Below are 15,535 nucleotides of genomic sequence, written 5' to 3'. Positions count from 1 at the left end.
CATGGAATTCGGAACCGAGTACCGCGAGGCCACCGAGCAGCCCAGGATCGCCAATGTGGAATTGTCGCACGTCTCGATCGAGACCGGACATTTCTATATGAAGGATCTGACCAACGGGACCGAGCCGATTCGATCGCAGTTCTTGCGCGTGAAGAAGCTTGTGGATCTCTATACCGCGGCCGCCAAGGCCGAGTTCGGCGACTCCGCGCGGTTGAGCACATGTTTCCTGATCGACGACTATTTCAGCTCGAAAACCGATCCGACGGAAGTTCTGAAAAAAATCCTCGGGGTCGCCGAGGAATGTGGGTTGGTCATCGACTACCTCGCTCGGGAGGCAGGCTGCTGGGAATCGCCACAATACGTCGACAATCAGCGAACCGGACATAATATCGAGCTGGCCGAGATGGTCAGATCGTGGATCGTGGCCGAACCGGTACCCGCGACCACGGGAGGACGCCCGCCGGATGTGGAGTCCGGCTGGCTGTGTAATGGCCGGCGTTCCTCGGAATATGATTCGAAACAGGCGATGCAGCTGACCGAGTATCGGCCTCCGGAGGAACTCGGACGCAGAGTGCATTCGATATTCCTGGACGTCGAGATGTGGAGCGAGCGCATCGCCCAGGACGGCTCGCGGCGCACACACTGGTCATGCCCCTACCTCGCGTCGATCTGGCAATTGCTGAGGTTGGGCTTGGTGCGCTACGACGGCGGCGCCGCCGTACAGCCGCAGCCGCGCGGTGCCGGCTGGCCCGGAGGCTGGTGGGAGATGCCCGCGGTGGTGCAGCTGAATCCGAAAGCGGCGCCATTTGCCGCCTATCAGACACTGTCCATACTGCCGCAGAGCTATCTGAAGATCGAACATGCGGTCCGGACGATTCTCGACCACGTGCACGTCGACGAGGAACTCATGGTTCAGATCATCGAGCGCGGTGCGCGCGAGGGCGTCGAGATTCCTCGCGAGATCACCAGGCGTCTGCAGCATGTTTTCATCAATGAGGTCTCCGCGAGGCCTGCTGATGGGGCGTGATATGGCCGATGCCGAGGTGCGCCCGGACGAGCCCCCTCTCGCGATGTTCGGGGAGGTCCAGACCTGTCTGCTGCCGTCCAGGCAGGTACTGGACACCGCGGCGAGCGTCGAACTGCTGAGCGCGATGAAACTCGGCAGTGCGGTGACCTCACGGGAACGTCCTGTGCCCCTGGTGATCTCGCCGAATCGGCTGGAAGGGGTCGACTGCAACCTGGCCCAAGGCCGCCCGGACCGGACCGAAGGTAAGCGTGTGCACGTGATCGGCACCGTGGCCTCGCGGACCGTGGTTGTCGGTGGACGGGTCATGCAGGGCTCGTCGCAGACCATGGTGGTACGCGCGCAGGGATCCGACCGGCAGCCGTGGGCACATTATCTGAGCAAGCCGGGCACCGTCGAGGCGCTGAGTGCGTCCGCGTCCAGCGGGTCGCTGGTCGAGGGCTATCTGCGCCCGTCCGCGGAGGATCTGCTGGATCTGACCTCGATCTGTGGTCGGATGTCGAATCTGACCCGCGTGGATCCCCGTCTCGATCACCGTATTCCGTTTCGCCACGCGGGTACCACGCGTTTGCGCTGGGCGGTGGAGGTGGGCGAACCGGCGGAGCACGCGCTGCCATTCTCGTTCCGGCTCGAGGACGACACCCTGCGCTCGGTGCGAATCGTGCTCCCGCGCAAGCACATCGCCGAGGCGCAACGTTTCTGTGAAGATCTCGCGACCCACGACTGGTTGCTGACCGCCATCGGGCGGGTAGCCGGACGCTTCGGTGCGTTCGAGACCCGGCCCGATACGGTCCTGGACGAATTGTCTCCGGTGCTGGACGAATTGGTGCCGCTGTGGATGCCGGGTGCGCACGCGTCGCCGCGATTGCGGCCGATCTGGGAGGGTCTCGAGTCCGATCCGGGTTTCACCCGGCAGTGGACCGCACGGGTGGGTCAGCTGCGTGATCGGATGACGACCACGACGCTGAAAGTGTTGCAGCACTCCAAGGCTCATCAAGCTGGGCTGTAGTACGCACGTGTTCCCGTCGTAGCGGTGATCGCCGGGTGGAGTGTGGTTAGAGTGGTGATACGCCGTGGCAGTGCGGTCGTCGGTATGGGGAGGCAAAGTGATGGCAGAGTTGCTGTTGACCGTCACGATCGATCCGCGCGAAATGCGGCAACTGGATCAGCGGGTCGAGGAATTGGAAAAGGATCTGCGCAGCGTCCGGGGAGTGGCGGTCCGCCGAGTTCGCGCAGCCGATGTCCCGGGTGCGAAGTCCGCTGTGGGCTTGGCCATTGGTTCCCTGGTGGTTTCCGGTGCGCTCGGCGGCGCGATGACTTCGGCGATTCGCGATGTGCTGATCCAGTTCTTCGAACGGCGCCGGGCGACTTCGGTGACGCTGCGCAACGGCGATCGGGAAGTCACCATCGAACGGCCCTCCGACGGGCAGGTCGACACGATCGTCGCGCAGTTGTCGGACCTATTGAGCGATGGCTGATCTGCAAGGTCGCCGGGTAGCGTTGTTCATTGCCAACGACACCTTCTATTCGCGGTCGCTGTCCCGGCTCTACGCACCGGTCTCGGACGCGCGAGCGCTGCGAAACCTGTTGCACGAACCGGATATCGGCGGATTCCAGCCCGCGGAGATACTGGTCAACGAATCGAAGATGGAAATCGAGCGCGGCATCGAGCGGATGTTCCGCGGCGCGGGCCCGGAAGATCTGCTGCTGCTGTACTACTCCGGACACGGCATTCGTACCAGCCAGAATCTCTATCTCGCGGCCAGCAATACGGATGCGAATCTACCTGGCAGTTCCGGGATTTCGTCGTCGTTCATCAAGGAGATGATTCGCGAGTCGAACGCCGCTTCCAAGATCATTCTGCTGGACTGCTGCTACAGCGGCGCGTTTCTCGGCGGCGACGCGCTCAAGGCCGGGGACGATCTCGGTGACGGTGTCGGTGAGCATCTGGTCACGGGCGAGGGGCTCTGCGTGCTCACCGCGTGCACCGGCGTCCAGATCGCCGAGGACGGCAACCGTTCGGGCGCAGAGGATTCCGTACCGATGTCGACCTTCACCGCGGCGATCGTCAACGGCATCCTGACCGGCCTGGCGGGCAACGGGTCGGGGCAGATCAGCACGCACAGTCTGTGGACCTACGTCAAGGACGAGGTCCGCCGCCGCACCGACCGCCAGACCCCCGGTAACTACGGTCTGCTGAACGACGAGGTGTACATCGCGCAGACACGGCGTGGACCGGGTGCCGCAAACGGCGGCGACCGGGTTCTGCTCGGCAGTCTGTTAGGACGGCTCGAGCAGGTGCAGGATTCCGGAATGCGTGCGGAAAGCTGGTGGGGGACAAGCAAGTTGTGCGTCCCGATCGGCCGGCAGCGTCGGCCGGACGGCGCACCCGGCGATATCGTCCAGCTCGAATTCGCCGCTCCGGATCACGGATTGCTGATCGTCGGGCGCGCCGGTTCGGGCAAGAGCACGCTGTTGCGCACGCTCGTGGCGGCCCTGGCGCTGACCCATTCGACGGACGAGGTGCGCATCCACGTCCTGGATTCCAGTAACCGACTGGGGTCGATGGGAGATCTGCCGCATGTCGCCGGCGTCGTCGGTGACGACGAGAGCGAGTCCGTGCAAGCCATGCTGACCGGCGTGATCGAGGAGATCCTGAACCGGAAGAAGCTGTATCGCAACCATCGCATCGACTCCCCGGCCAGATTGCGCGCGGCTCGCGCCGAGAAACTGCCGGAGGGCCCGGTGCCCGATCTGTTCCTGATTCTGGATCGCTGGAAAGATTTCGCACTGCTGCCGGACGTCGAGGAGAAGGTCAGGCGCATCGCCGAGACCGGACCCGAATACGCCGTGCACGTGGTCGCCACCTTCCGGGCCTGGGACGAGGTTCCGGATTGGGCGGCCAGGCTGCTCACCGTGCAGATCGAACTTCGGCTGCACCGGTCCGGTGAATCGCGGGCCGCCGCGGACCGAGCGGTCCGTCTCCCGGACGGCGCCGGCTGGGCGCTGCACGGTGAGCAGCCGTTCCGGATCGCGTTGCCCGATATCCGCGAACCCGCCGCGGACCCGGCCGAGGCGGACGATGCCGGGGACGGTGCGGCCGAACTCGTCGAACTGTTCCGGGACCGCGGCGCCGTCGCGCGGACCGGTCAGATCACGGCGGGCCAGGAACTGGACGTGAGATTCGAGGACCTGTTCGAGATCGCAGATGTGTCCGCGCCGGACACCGATCGCTGGTGGCGAGCGGGCCCGCCTCGCCGGCGACTTCAGGTGCCCATCGGCATCGTCGGCCCGGGCGAACCCATCGTGTTGGACCTCGAGCAGAGCGCCGACGGCGGCACCGGCCCACACGGACTGGTCGCCGGTGCTACCGGCGCCGGGAAATCGGAGTTGCTACGGACCATCGTGCTGGGTCTGGCGTTGCGGCACGGCCCGGATCGGGTGAACTTCCTGCTCGTCGGGGTCGAAGATCGCGCGACCTTCGAGCCGCTGGCCGGCCTGCCGCACGTCGCCGGTCATGTACGCGTGAAACGGGACCTCTATCTGCTGCAGCGGCTGCAGGCGGTGCTCGAGGGCGAGATCCTCGAGCGGCAGCGACACATCGGTGAGGAGTGCCCTTACCGAACCATCGATGAGTACGAAGCCGCCCGCGCGGCCGGGGTGTCGCTGCCGGTGCTACCGGCGCTGGTCGTCGTCATCGAGGAGTTCATGGATCTGGTGGCGGGCATGTCGAAGTTCGCCGAGGTACTCGTGCGGATCGGGCGGCTGGGCCGATCGCTCGGGGTGCATCTGCTGTTGGGCACGCAGCGTCCGGACGAGTGGCAGTTGCGTGATCTGGACAGTTACCTGTCGTATCGAATCGTGCTGCGCACCTTCTCGTTCGCGCAATCGAATCTGCTGCTGAAGACCGCCGCCGCGTATCACCTGCCGCGCATCCCCGGCTACGGATACCTGCGCACCGCGGCAGGAATCACGTCCCGGTTCCGGGCAGCGTTCGTCTCTGGTCCCGGGCCGGTCGGAGCCGCCGACCCTGTCGATCGGCCGATGGTCGAACTGCTGGCGAACGCGCTCACCGGGCGCGCCCCGCAGGCGCGGCAGTTGTGGACCGATCCGCTGACCGACTCGCCGACGGTCGGGACACTGCTGGCGCGCTGGGACGGTGCGTCCGGTGCGGGCCTGCCGGAAGCGTTGCGCCTGCCGCTCGGGCTCGTCGACATCCCGGAGCGGCACCGGCTGGATGTCATGGTCGTCGATCTGGACGGTGGTTCCGGGCATCTGGCGATCGTCGGTGGTCCGCGATCGGGGAAGTCGACCGTTCTGCGCACATTGATCGTGGCCGCCGCGGAGCTGTGTACTCCCGAGCAGGTGCAGTTCTACTGTCTGGATTTCGGCGGCGCGCTGGCCGAGCTGGCCGAGTTGCCGCACGTCGGCACCGTCGCCGGGCGCCGGAACGTGGATGGGATTCGCCGTGCCGTCTTCGATGTGGCGGCTCTGCTGGAGCGCAGAGAGCGTCTGTTCGATGACGAGATGATCGACTCGCTGTGCGAATTCCGCTCCCGCAGGCGGGATTCGGCGGCCACGAACTCCGATGTCGCAGCGGTGGACCGAGTTTCGGCCGATGCGTACGGCGATGTCTTCCTCATCGTCGACGGCCTCGATGTGGTCCACCAGGATCATCCGGCGCTCGAGCGGATCATCTCCACCCTGGCCGCGACCGGAGCGCGGTATGGGATTCACGTCGTGGTGACCCTGCCGCCGTGGTCCCAGTTCGCCCTGCCGGACACCATCGGCACCCGGATCGAGTTGCGGCTGGGTGACCCGGCCGACTCCCGGCTGGACCGGGGCGCCGCCGGAGAGGTTCCGCCGAACCGTCCCGGCAGGGGGTTGTCACCCGACAAACGGCATCTACTGATCGCGCTGCCCCGAGTGGATACCGACACCGGTGCACAGCGGCCGCAGGACGGCCTGGCCGCGACGGTCCGGCGGATCCGCACCGGATACGGTGCGCGGCAGGCCCCGCGAGTGCTGCCGTTGCCGCGCATGATATCCCGCGACCAGGTCCGTCGGGCGGCCCGCGACGCCGGCCTGACGCAGGACGAGACGCATCTGGCCATCGGCATCGGGGAGCGCGAATTATCGCCGGTGATAATGGATTTCCAGGATAATCCGCATCTGATGGCATTCGCCGACGCCGGTTTCGGCAAGACCGTTCTGTTGCGTACCGTGCTGCTCGGTCTGCTCGAGAACGCGACGCCGGGCCAGGTCCGCATCCTGCTGGTCGACTCTCGGCGTGCGCTGGTGCGTTCGGTGGACGAGGGTTCGGCGATCGTCGCGGCGCCCTCGGCCGCGGTACTGCGCGAGGAGGTCGAGCGCCTGTGCGTTCGCCTCGCCGACCGGATCGAGGGCATCGAAACCGCCGGGCGGCGGGCACGTGGCAGTGCGGCGGGCGCTGAACTCTACGTACTCGTCGACGATTACGACACGGTCGTCGCGGACGGCGAGGACCCGTTGTCGCCACTCGAGCAGTTCGTGCCGATGGCGGGTGAGATCGGCTTTCATCTGATCGTCACCCGGCGCGCGACCGGCTTGGACAAGGCACTGAAGACCGGACTGCTGGGTTGCCTGAGCAAGCTCTCCGCGCCCATGCTGATGCTGCGAACACCGGCCGAGGAGAGCGTTGCTCTCACCGGCGACGTGAGTGCCGATGCGCTGGCCGCGGGGCGGGCCATCCTGCTCACCCGATCGCGGGAGCCGGAGCAGATTCAGATCCCGTACTCGGCATGAATCCGCCGTCGATCAGCGGAACCTGTTGCGATGCACAGCGTTTCGCCCGGCCCCGGGCGGCTCAGGCCGGCTGGTCCAGATGGACGTTCACGGTGACCGTGCCCTTCTCGTCCCGAGTGGTGACCGCATGTCCGGTGCGGTCACCGTCGCGCAGGTGCACGGTGATGGGGCCGCCCTCGCCGAGGAAGTTGCGCCACCAGGTCTTCTTGTCGGGCATCGCGACGCCGATCTCGATGTCGTCTCCGGTGCGGCGGTAGGCGATGGGGGTGCGGAAGGTTTTGCCCGAGCGGCGGCCGACGTAGCTGATCTCGGCCATGCTGCCGCTCATCCGCTCACCCAGCACGGGCAACCGCATCAGGGCGACCATTCCATTGTTGAATGCCCGGATCAGCCCTTTGACCAGGCCGTTCGAAGCAGGGCTGGTGGAACTCATCGCTTATCCTCCCGATCTACGGATGACCGATAGCCACAGTAGCCTCCCGCGCGCGGTCGGCTCTTCCCGGTGTTGCGATCACGTGGAGGGAAATGATGGTCGCCGGGCGGTGGGGCGACGATCGTCGAAGTATGAGCCGCTTCGCAGTGGGGATCGAACTCGACGGTGCGGGATATCATCCCGCCGCGTGGCGCAGATCGCGGGGCGAGCCCGCCGAGTTGCTGTCCGCGCGGACACTGCAGGCGCGGGTGAGCGCCGCGGAGAACGCCGGATTCACCCTGGCCACCTTCGAGGATTCGATCCTGCCGCCCGAAACCGGTCCGGCCGGGCGGATCGATGCGCCGACCCGGGCTTGTTTCGTCGCGGCGACGACCAGCACGCTCGGGCTGGTTCCGGCCGTGGCAACCACGTACGCCGAGCCCTTCCACACCGCGTCCGCGCTTGCGACACTGGACTATTCGTCCCGAGGCCGGGCCGGGTGGCTGGCCACCGTCGATCCCGGCGCGGCGGCGACCTGGGGACGCGAACCACGCACCAGCGGACCCGAGGTGCGGCGCGAACAGCGTGATTCGATCGAGGTCGCCCGTCGTCTCTGGGATTCCTGGGAGGACGATGCGGTGATCCGGGACTGGGGCAGCGGGCGGTTCCTGGACCGGAATAGGTTGCACTACATCGACTTCGAGGGGGAAACGTTCTCGGTGAAGGGGCCCGCGATCGTGCCGCGGCCGCCGCAGGGACAGGTCGTCGTGTTCGCCGACCGCACGACGGTGCTCGCCGACGGGGCGACTGCCGGAGTGGGCCGGGTGCACGGTCCCGGGTGGAACGAACCCGGCTCGGGTGCAGCCTCTTTCGGAGGCGCGGATGTCGTCCTGGTGACCGGGCCCGACGAAGGGGCGGCCGTCTCGACCGCCGAACAGGCAGCCGGGGACGCGCTGGTGTTCATCGATCTCGAAGTCGCCCTGGACACTCCGAGCCACAGCGCCGCCACCCGGTTGGCCGAACTCGAATCCCACGCCACCCGCGAACCCCATGGCCGCCTGCGATTCTCGGGCCCGCCGGGCGATCTGGTGAGCCTGCTGACGCGATTGTCCCGGCACGTCGACGGCGTCCGCCTGCACCCCGCGGTGATCGACGAAGATCTGCCGATTCTGTCCCGTGCGGTACTTCCGGTGTTGTTCCGCACCGGAATCGCGCACCGACCCGTCCCCGGTGCGACGCTGCGGGCCAATCTCGGCCTGGCGCGACCGGCCAACCGATACGCCGAGGAGCAGCTGTGAGCCAGGATCGGTTCCCGGACCGGAAGATTCATTTCGGCATCTTCTTCCAGGGGGTCAACCACACGACGATCTGGTCCGATCCGCGCAGCGGCTCCCAGATCGACTTCGAGACCTTCCGTCGGATGGCGACGACCGCCGAACGGGGACTCTTCGACGCCTTCTTCCTCGGCGAGGGCCTGCGGTTGCGCGAACAGGACGGCAAGATCCTGGATCTGGATATCGCCGGCCGCCCCGATGCGATCACCCAGCTGGCCGCGTTGGCCGGAATCACCCGCCACATCGGTCTGGTGGCGACCCAGAACATCACCTACAACGAGCCCGCCGACCTCGCGCGCAAGCTGGCCGGGCTGGATCTGCTGTCGGGCGGGCGGGCCGGTTGGAATGCGGTCACCACGGACAACGCGTGGACGGGGGAGAATTTCCGGCGCGGCGGATTCGCCGACCATGCCGTGCGCTACGAGCGGGCGGGTGAATTCCTCACTCTCGCACGGCGAATCTGGGATTCGTGGTCCGAGGACGCCATCGCCTCCTCGATCCACAGTCCCGCGTGGCTGAACCCCGGTGCGGTACGTCCCGTGCAAGCCGGCACCGACCATTTCCGGGTATCGATCACCCCGACCCTGCCGCGCAGCCCCCAGGAACATCCGGTCATCTTCCAGGCCGGTGATTCACCGGCCGGACGGGATTTCGCCGCCGCGCACGCCGAGGTCATCTTCTCCAGGCACGGAACCGATTTCGACGAGGCCTCGGCTTTCGCCGCGGACATCCGGGCCCGGCTGCGCGCCGCCGGGCGGCCGCAGGACGATATCAAGATCCTGCCCGGAACCCAGATCGTGCTGGCGGAGAAGGAATCCGAGGTTCCGGACAAGGTGCGCTGGGTGCTGGAGAATCAGATCACCGGTCCCACCGCGCTGTCGCTGGTGGGTCAGGTGTGGGGTCTGGATCTGTCCGATCGCGATCCGGACGGCTCATTGCCCGCGGAAGATCCCGCGCCCTTACCGATTTCGGGAACGCGCGGCGCTCAACGCGACGGCCAGAACCGGATCGAGATCGCCCGCGCGTGGCGCGAACTGGCCGAGGCGAAGAACCTCAGTCTGCGTCAGGTCGCGATCGAAACATCACACCGGTCCGGATTCGCGGGCACCCCCGGCCAGGTCGCCGACGAACTCACCCGCTGGGTCCGCCAGGGCGCCAGTGACGGTTTCAACATCTCTCCGTATCTGGTGCCGACCGGTCTGGACGAAATCGTCGACTGGTTGATTCCCGAACTGCAGGAACGCAATTCGTACCGGACCGAATACACCGGCAGCACCCTGCGGGAACACCTCGGATTACGTCCGCCGCTGACCCGGCGCGGGTGACGTCCCCGCTCGATCCGCCGATGCAGGCGCGGTCGCACTACATCGGTCGCAAGGGCATCGCGGAGGAGATCGAACTCTTCGCGCCGGACCGTCCGGCGGTGGCCGCGGCCATGGTCGAGGGCTATCACGCGGGCCCGGCCGAGGCAGGCCTCGACAACATCCTGGATCTGGATTCGACCAGCCGCAGGCTGCTCGGCCGGATCCGGACCGACCCGCGACGGGATCAGTCGCCCCCGGTGCAGGCCGGCACCACACGCCTGCGCTGGACCGCGGTGGTCGGTGGTTCGGCCGGTCCCGATGTGCGGCTGCACCTGGACGACGAGACCGTCCGCTCGGTGCGCGTGACCGTGCGCGAGGAAGCCGAACTCGATGCGGTGCAACGCTTCTGTGAGGATCTCGCCGCCCACGACTGGCTGCTCACCGTGGTCGCCGACGCACTGGATCAGGCCGGCCGGTTCGAATCGGTGAGCGCGGACCGGCTCGGTATCCTCGAACCCCTGGTGCGGCATTTCAGCGGACTCCGGATGCCCGGGGCGCACACCCCGAAAGAGCTGTGCACGCTGTGGCGGGAACTGCAGGCCGACCCGGGATTCACGCGACAGTGGACCACATTGCACGATCGGCTCCGGGACGAGATCTCCGTTGCCACCTTGCACGCGGTGCGGCACAAGGACGCCGGCTGGTGAGCGTGGCCACGGATACGGTCAGCCCGGCCGCTTGCCGAGACTGCGGGCACGCTCGATCGCGTTGTCGACCATGGCCAACGTCGGGCGCACGGATTCCAGCAGTGCCGCGCCCGCCGGGGTGAGACTGACCGATCGTGTCGTCCGGTCGAACAGGCGTACTCCCACATCGCGTTCGAGCTGCTGGATGATCCGGCTCAGTGCTTGCTGTGAGATGTACAGGCCGCGAGCGGCCGCCGAGTAGTTCAACTTCTCGGCGACGGCCACGAAATATCGCAGATGTTTCAGCTCCACACCCATATCGAATCCGTGTAACGCGCGGTGGGTTTCCGCTATTTCCGCGAGGTGCGCCGTGCCGCGGGCCGAGCGCGACCGGGCCGGCGGTACCGGCTGAATTCGCCTGTGACGGCGAACAATCGGTCGACCCGGGCGATGATGAGATCTGTGCGTACGGCTGCGCGTGGCGGCGGTTGGGCTTAAAATATTTGGTGCGCAAGGGGTTTGTCGAAGCGGTCGCGGGGAACATGCTCGCGGCATATGGAACCGCACGACCGCTGTCGACGTGTTCGGCAGGTCCCTAGGCGTGATCGAACTCGTGGTTGAACACACCGTCGTGGAAGGCGTCGAGTTCATCTTGATCGAAGACGAGTTCGACTTCGGTGTGTGCCGCATCCGACGACGTTGTCATGATGCGAAAGACGTACATGCCGTCGGTGCGCCGGGTGACGTCGAGCGGTGAGCGGCCGCTGTCCCCGGCGCGCACGGCGGCCTGGTAGCTGTCGAACTGGGCATCGGTGAGCAGGAGCAGTTCACTGGTCGGCAGCGTCGTCGCCGGGGTGGTGGCGGCGGTGCCGCGCTTGTCGTCCCAGACGGCCGTCCAACCCTGCTTGCGGGCGACGCGGACGCAGTTCTGATTGGGGGAGCTGCGTGCGGCCTTGCGGAATTCACCCACGGTGAAGGTAGGTAGCAGCGTCATCGGTGTCCCTTTCTACGGAGTAAAAACGCAGACACGCGGGACGACGAGATCCCGCGTGTCCACCGGTTACATCTAACCCTTGTAACCAACCGCGGCGAAATTACACGGGCGTGCCGGATCCTGCGGATCGACCGGCTGCTCGGGCCGCCAGTCGGCGGCATACACGATGCCGGGTTCGACCAGCTCCAGGCCCTCGTAGAAAGCCTCGAACTCCGTGCGGCTGCGCATCGTCGCCGGATCGGAGGTCTCGCGATACAGCTCGGTGAGCGCGGCCATGCGGGCGATGAGTTCCTCGGGCGCCTCGGTCATGGACGCATGGCTCATGCCCACATAGCTGCCCGACGGCAGCGCCTCCCGCAGCCGGGCCATCAACTCCGTGGGCCGGTCGCTGTCGGGAACGAACGGCCACACGCTGACGATGAGCAGACCGATCGGTTCGTCGAAATCGATGAGCCGGCGGGTATCGGGATGATTCAGGATGACGTCGGGCAGTCGCAGATCGGCCTCGACGATCGCGGTGCGGTCGAGTGCCTGCTGCTCGGTCAGCAGTTCATGGGCGCGGTTGACCGCCTCCAGGTCGTTGTCGACGTAGACCACGCGGCTCGCGGGGTCCAGCACCCCGGCCACTTCGTGTGTATTCCCGACGGTGGGCAGGCCGGAGCCGATGTCGAGAAACTGCCGGATTCCCTGCGCCATCATGAATCTCGTGGCGCGCTGGAGGAATTCCCGGTTGTGGTGGGCCATCACGTCCAGGTAGGGGATGGCCTGGAACACCCGCTCTCCGAACACCTTGTCCACGTCGAACACGGCCTCGCCGGACAGGTAGTAGTGGTACATGCGCGCCGCCGAGGGGCGGGACGCATCGATCTCCCGTGATTCGAAGTCCTCGGAGCTCATCGGCCCGCCTCCCCCGACGCGCCCGCGGTCACCCGGACCACGGGGCGGACGTGTATGCGCATATGTTCTCTCTCCTCGTTGGGTCGTCGAATCATGTTGAGTCGTCGAATTGTTCGCCGACAGGTTTGTCCGGCGAACTCGTAGTGGTGGATCGGCGCTTATCGGTTGTTGAACGTTTTGCGACGGAACGATCGCGCGACATGCTCGATGAACTGGCGTGAATCCTCGGCGCTGAGCGCCGCTGCGGACAGTCGCGCCCACACCGCCTCGCGGGCGGTGACCGCCGGTTTGTCGTCGATGTAGCGGATATCGCCCTGGGATTCGACGATCGCCATGTCCAGATCGCCGGCCGCGCCGGGGGAGGGCACCCGGATCAGGGTGAACCTGTCCTCGGCGCCCGCGCCGCGGGTGGTGACCGTGAAGGGCAGCACCTGGATCAGGATGTTGGCCCGTTTCGACAGTGCCAGAAGGTGTTCGAGCTGCTCGACCATGACCGAACGTCCGCCGTATTCGCGACGCAGGCACGATTCGGACAGGATCGCGTGGAACTCCGGCGGACGCTGCGCCAGCAGGATCTCCTGACGCGCCAGCCGGGCCTGCACCGATTCCTCCACGGTGACCGTGTCGGGGTCCGGATCGATGGTGTCCTCGGGCTCGTGCAGGGCGCGAATGTACGACTCGCACTGCAGGAGTCCGGGCATGATCTCCGCCTCGGCGACCCGCAGCTGACCGGCGTGGGCTTCCAGATCGACCAGCAGGCGCAGATCCTCGACGTAGGCGCGGCGGTAGCCGGTGTTCCAGAAGCCGCGTCGATGATTGTCGCGGCGAAGCTCTTTCAGCGATTCCAGATAGCTCTCGTCGGTGAAGCCGAGCTCGGTGGCCAGTCGTTCCAGATCGCCCACCGTGATCGAGCCGGTGCCGACGATCAGCATGGCGATGCGGCTCTGGCTGGTCTCGATGATCTTCGCGGCCTCGCTCTGGCTGACCCCCGCGGTGCTGAGCATGTGCTCGATCTCGCGGCCCAGCAGCAGTTTTCGGGCCGTGCGTAATCGTGTACCCATGGCGCATCGGCGCACCGGCGGAGCGCCTGAAACTCCTTCCGCGGCAACCACTTCCGAGGCCGATCGCAATCTTGCTGTAGCCCTCGCGTGATAATCACGCTAACATCTATCACGTTCAGATTATCATGTTTTCGGTATCACGGATGGTCTTGCCGGCCACCGGGTTACGCCTCGGCGGAGGGGGAGTCGGATGACGACGACCACGCAAATGCGTTCGGCACCTTGTCAATTCGGTGATGGTCGGGTATGCGGCGATCTCCCGGGTGAGCTGACCGATCTCCTCGCACGCCGAATCCTCGGTGTCGAACACGCGCCCTCGTGCGCTCGATGGCTGGACGCCGTGGCGTACCTCTCCGCAGATCTGGACGACGACTGATATGGATATCTCACTGTGGCCGGCCGGATGGCCGCACGAGGCTCCCGAGGCCCCGTTGACCGTCAGCGAGGCGCATCTGACGATGCAGCGGCATCGTGGCTGCCTGCGCGAGGAATGTCCGCGTAAGGGCGCCGCGTACCGCACACTCGTCGAGGCCGGACGGATCCGGCCCGACTCCGCGCGCGAACGCTGAGATTTCCTCCGGCGCCCGCCTTTTCGAGGTGGGCGCCGGACGGCCGGTCAGCTCCCGTAGGTGCGGGCCACCAGGGCCGAACGCAAATACCACAGGCCGCTGGCCTGGGTGGGGTCGAAGCCGGTGAGCTGGCCGATCCGCTTGAGGCGGTAGTCGACGGTGTTGGTGTGCACGTGCAGCAGTCGTGCGGTGCGCTGGCGGTTGAGGTTGTGCGCGATATGGGTCTGCAGAGTGTCGAGCAGTTCGGCGTGCTCGTCCAGCGGATCCAGCAGCGAGCCGAGGTATTCGCGGCCCGGCCCCGGCCGGGTCAGCTGGTACTCCAAGGCCAGATCGTCGAAGCGGTACAGCCCCGGCACCGATTGCAGCCGCTGCACCATATCCAGCAGCTGGTGCGCCTGGTCCGCGGCGGTGGGGATCTCCGCGGCGGCGGTGTTGACGACCGCGGCGGTCACCGGGACCCGCGCGGCGTGCGAGAGGCGGCCGACGAGCTTGTCCAGGCCGTCGTCGTCGAACTGCTCGGCCGGGATCAGCAGGGTGCCGCCGTCCACCGACAGCAGTGACAGCAGGGATTCCCCACAGCGCAGCGCCAATTCGGCCTGCACGCGCCGAAGTTTGCGCCGCGCCACCACTTTCGAGTCCAGCATCGGGCTGGCCTCCTCGGGGTGCGGCGGAATCGCCACGGCGATAACGCGATACCGCTCGGCGATCTCGATCCCGCATTCCCGGGCCATCGTCGAGGTGGGATGTCCGCCCAGCAGCGCCGAGGTCAGGGTGTGCACCGCGGTGTGATGCTCGCTCACCACCGCCTTGAGTTCGCGGACGTAGGCCACCGAGACCGCTGTGGTCATGGTGTCGAGCATCTCCACCACGCGCTTGGCCCCGTCGACGAGGTTCTCGTAGTCGGCGGTGTTCAGCGTGAGCATGGGCTCGTCGCCGGGGGCGGCGCCGAGCGACTGATGCCGCACCGCCGCGCCGGTGACCAGGTCCAGGCCGATCTTGAAGCCTTCGTGGATGGCGTGGTGGATGGTGTTGATGGGTACGCCCTCGCGCGCCCACTGACCGGCGGCGTCCTCGAGCCGCTCGGTCTTGGCGCGCACGTCCTTGCCGTCCAGCATGCTGACGGCCAGCTCCAGACAGGTGCGCGTGATGGTGGTGACGTCGCCGTAGATGGCGTCGCCGGGGAGTGTCCCGCACGGCGCGACGTTTTCCACGAAGTGGCCCACCATCTGTCGCGATAGCGCCCAGACGTCTTTGAGCGGTAGCGACATCGGTCGCCCCGACATGGTCAGGCCCGGCCGGTCCGGAGTGGTGACAGACATTGGCGAACTCCCTTCCACCCCCCGTTACTGCCCTGCCATGTCACCGTAATTGTCCTGAGATCCCGCAGGGCCCTTTTCCTGCACCATCGTGATGTTTGGGAACGTGGTACCGGACGTTCATAGTGATCGATCACAGTACCGGCCGGAAATC

14 protein-coding genes are annotated in these 15,535 nt (G+C 66.5%); 8 read left to right on the top strand and 6 right to left on the bottom strand.

Features of this window, described 5'->3' with window-relative positions; genetic code table 11:
* Position 1 precedes the first annotated feature (1 nt).
* The 4 genes from AC5WS7_RS11840 to eccCb all read left to right on the top strand — a co-directional run bounded on the left by AC5WS7_RS11840 (position 2) and on the right by eccCb (position 6,808).
* Positions 2-1,027 carry an SCO2522 family protein gene (locus AC5WS7_RS11840; RefSeq protein ID WP_495954546.1) on the top strand — a complete coding sequence of 342 codons (1,026 nt, stop codon included), beginning with the start codon at positions 2-4 and terminating at the stop codon, positions 1,025-1,027.
* The gene (locus AC5WS7_RS11835) at positions 993-2,033 is read left to right on the top strand and encodes an SCO2521 family protein (RefSeq protein WP_495954464.1); all 1,041 of its coding nucleotides are present in this window, start codon (positions 993-995) and stop codon (positions 2,031-2,033) included. Before AC5WS7_RS11840 ends, AC5WS7_RS11835 begins: the two co-directional genes overlap by 35 nt.
* Positions 2,034-2,133: 100 nt before the next feature.
* Positions 2,134-2,502, top strand: coding sequence for an effector-associated constant component EACC1 (locus AC5WS7_RS11830; protein WP_495954463.1), 369 nt, complete (start codon positions 2,134-2,136; stop codon positions 2,500-2,502).
* Positions 2,495-6,808, top strand: a complete 4,314-nt coding sequence (gene eccCb / locus AC5WS7_RS11825) for a type VII secretion protein EccCb (protein ID WP_495954462.1) — start codon at positions 2,495-2,497, stop codon at positions 6,806-6,808. Before AC5WS7_RS11830 ends, eccCb begins: the two co-directional genes overlap by 8 nt.
* A 61-nt stretch (positions 6,809-6,869) precedes the next feature.
* Here eccCb and AC5WS7_RS11820 read toward each other — a convergent pair whose 3' ends face one another.
* The gene (locus AC5WS7_RS11820; protein ID WP_495954461.1) at positions 6,870-7,241 is read right to left on the bottom strand and encodes a hypothetical protein; all 372 of its coding nucleotides are present in this window, start codon (positions 7,239-7,241) and stop codon (positions 6,870-6,872) included.
* 131 nt (positions 7,242-7,372) lie between these two features.
* Here AC5WS7_RS11820 and AC5WS7_RS11815 point away from each other — a divergent pair, with 131 nt between their 5' ends.
* The 3 genes from AC5WS7_RS11815 to AC5WS7_RS11805 are packed head-to-tail and all read left to right on the top strand — an operon-like array spanning position 7,373 to position 10,565.
* Positions 7,373-8,518 carry an LLM class flavin-dependent oxidoreductase gene (locus AC5WS7_RS11815; RefSeq protein ID WP_495954460.1) on the top strand — a complete coding sequence of 382 codons (1,146 nt, stop codon included), beginning with the start codon at positions 7,373-7,375 and terminating at the stop codon, positions 8,516-8,518.
* Positions 8,515-9,879, top strand: coding sequence for an NtaA/DmoA family FMN-dependent monooxygenase (locus tag AC5WS7_RS11810; protein ID WP_495954459.1), 1,365 nt, complete (start codon positions 8,515-8,517; stop codon positions 9,877-9,879). The genes AC5WS7_RS11815 and AC5WS7_RS11810 overlap by 4 nt, the downstream gene beginning before the upstream one ends.
* Positions 9,876-10,565: an SCO2521 family protein gene (locus AC5WS7_RS11805; protein WP_495954458.1), complete on the top strand. Its 690-nt coding sequence runs from the start codon at positions 9,876-9,878 to the stop codon at positions 10,563-10,565. The genes AC5WS7_RS11810 and AC5WS7_RS11805 overlap by 4 nt, the downstream gene beginning before the upstream one ends.
* 18 nt (positions 10,566-10,583) lie before the next feature.
* On the opposite strand, the gene AC5WS7_RS11800 is transcribed toward AC5WS7_RS11805, so the two are convergent.
* The 4 genes from AC5WS7_RS11800 to AC5WS7_RS11785 form a co-directional block, all read right to left on the bottom strand.
* On the bottom strand, positions 10,584-10,862 hold the full coding sequence (locus AC5WS7_RS11800) for a LysR family transcriptional regulator (RefSeq protein ID WP_495954457.1): 279 nt from the start codon (positions 10,860-10,862) through the stop codon (positions 10,584-10,586).
* A 277-nt stretch (positions 10,863-11,139) separates the two neighbouring features.
* Positions 11,140-11,538 (bottom strand): hypothetical protein, encoded by a 399-nt coding sequence (locus AC5WS7_RS11795; RefSeq protein ID WP_495954456.1) that lies wholly within the window; start codon positions 11,536-11,538, stop codon positions 11,140-11,142.
* A gap of 72 nt (positions 11,539-11,610) precedes the next feature.
* A complete protein-coding gene (locus tag AC5WS7_RS11790) occupies positions 11,611-12,435 on the bottom strand; it encodes an SAM-dependent methyltransferase (RefSeq protein WP_495954455.1) in 825 nt (274 codons plus the stop codon).
* Positions 12,436-12,593: 158 nt separating this feature from the next.
* On the bottom strand, positions 12,594-13,496 hold the full coding sequence (locus tag AC5WS7_RS11785; protein ID WP_495954454.1) for a Scr1 family TA system antitoxin-like transcriptional regulator: 903 nt from the start codon (positions 13,494-13,496) through the stop codon (positions 12,594-12,596).
* A 377-nt stretch (positions 13,497-13,873) separates the two neighbouring features.
* Here AC5WS7_RS11785 and AC5WS7_RS11780 point away from each other — a divergent pair, with 377 nt between their 5' ends.
* The gene (locus tag AC5WS7_RS11780; protein WP_495954453.1) at positions 13,874-14,065 is read left to right on the top strand and encodes a hypothetical protein; all 192 of its coding nucleotides are present in this window, start codon (positions 13,874-13,876) and stop codon (positions 14,063-14,065) included.
* A 47-nt stretch (positions 14,066-14,112) separates the two neighbouring features.
* Here AC5WS7_RS11780 and AC5WS7_RS11775 read toward each other — a convergent pair whose 3' ends face one another.
* Positions 14,113-15,384 carry a PucR family transcriptional regulator gene (locus AC5WS7_RS11775; RefSeq protein WP_495954452.1) on the bottom strand — a complete coding sequence of 424 codons (1,272 nt, stop codon included), beginning with the start codon at positions 15,382-15,384 and terminating at the stop codon, positions 14,113-14,115.
* Positions 15,385-15,535: the final 151 nt, after the last annotated feature.

Source organism: Nocardia sp. PLKS1-43, assembly GCF_059510335.1.
This window is presented reverse-complemented; position numbering and strand designations above follow the sequence as displayed.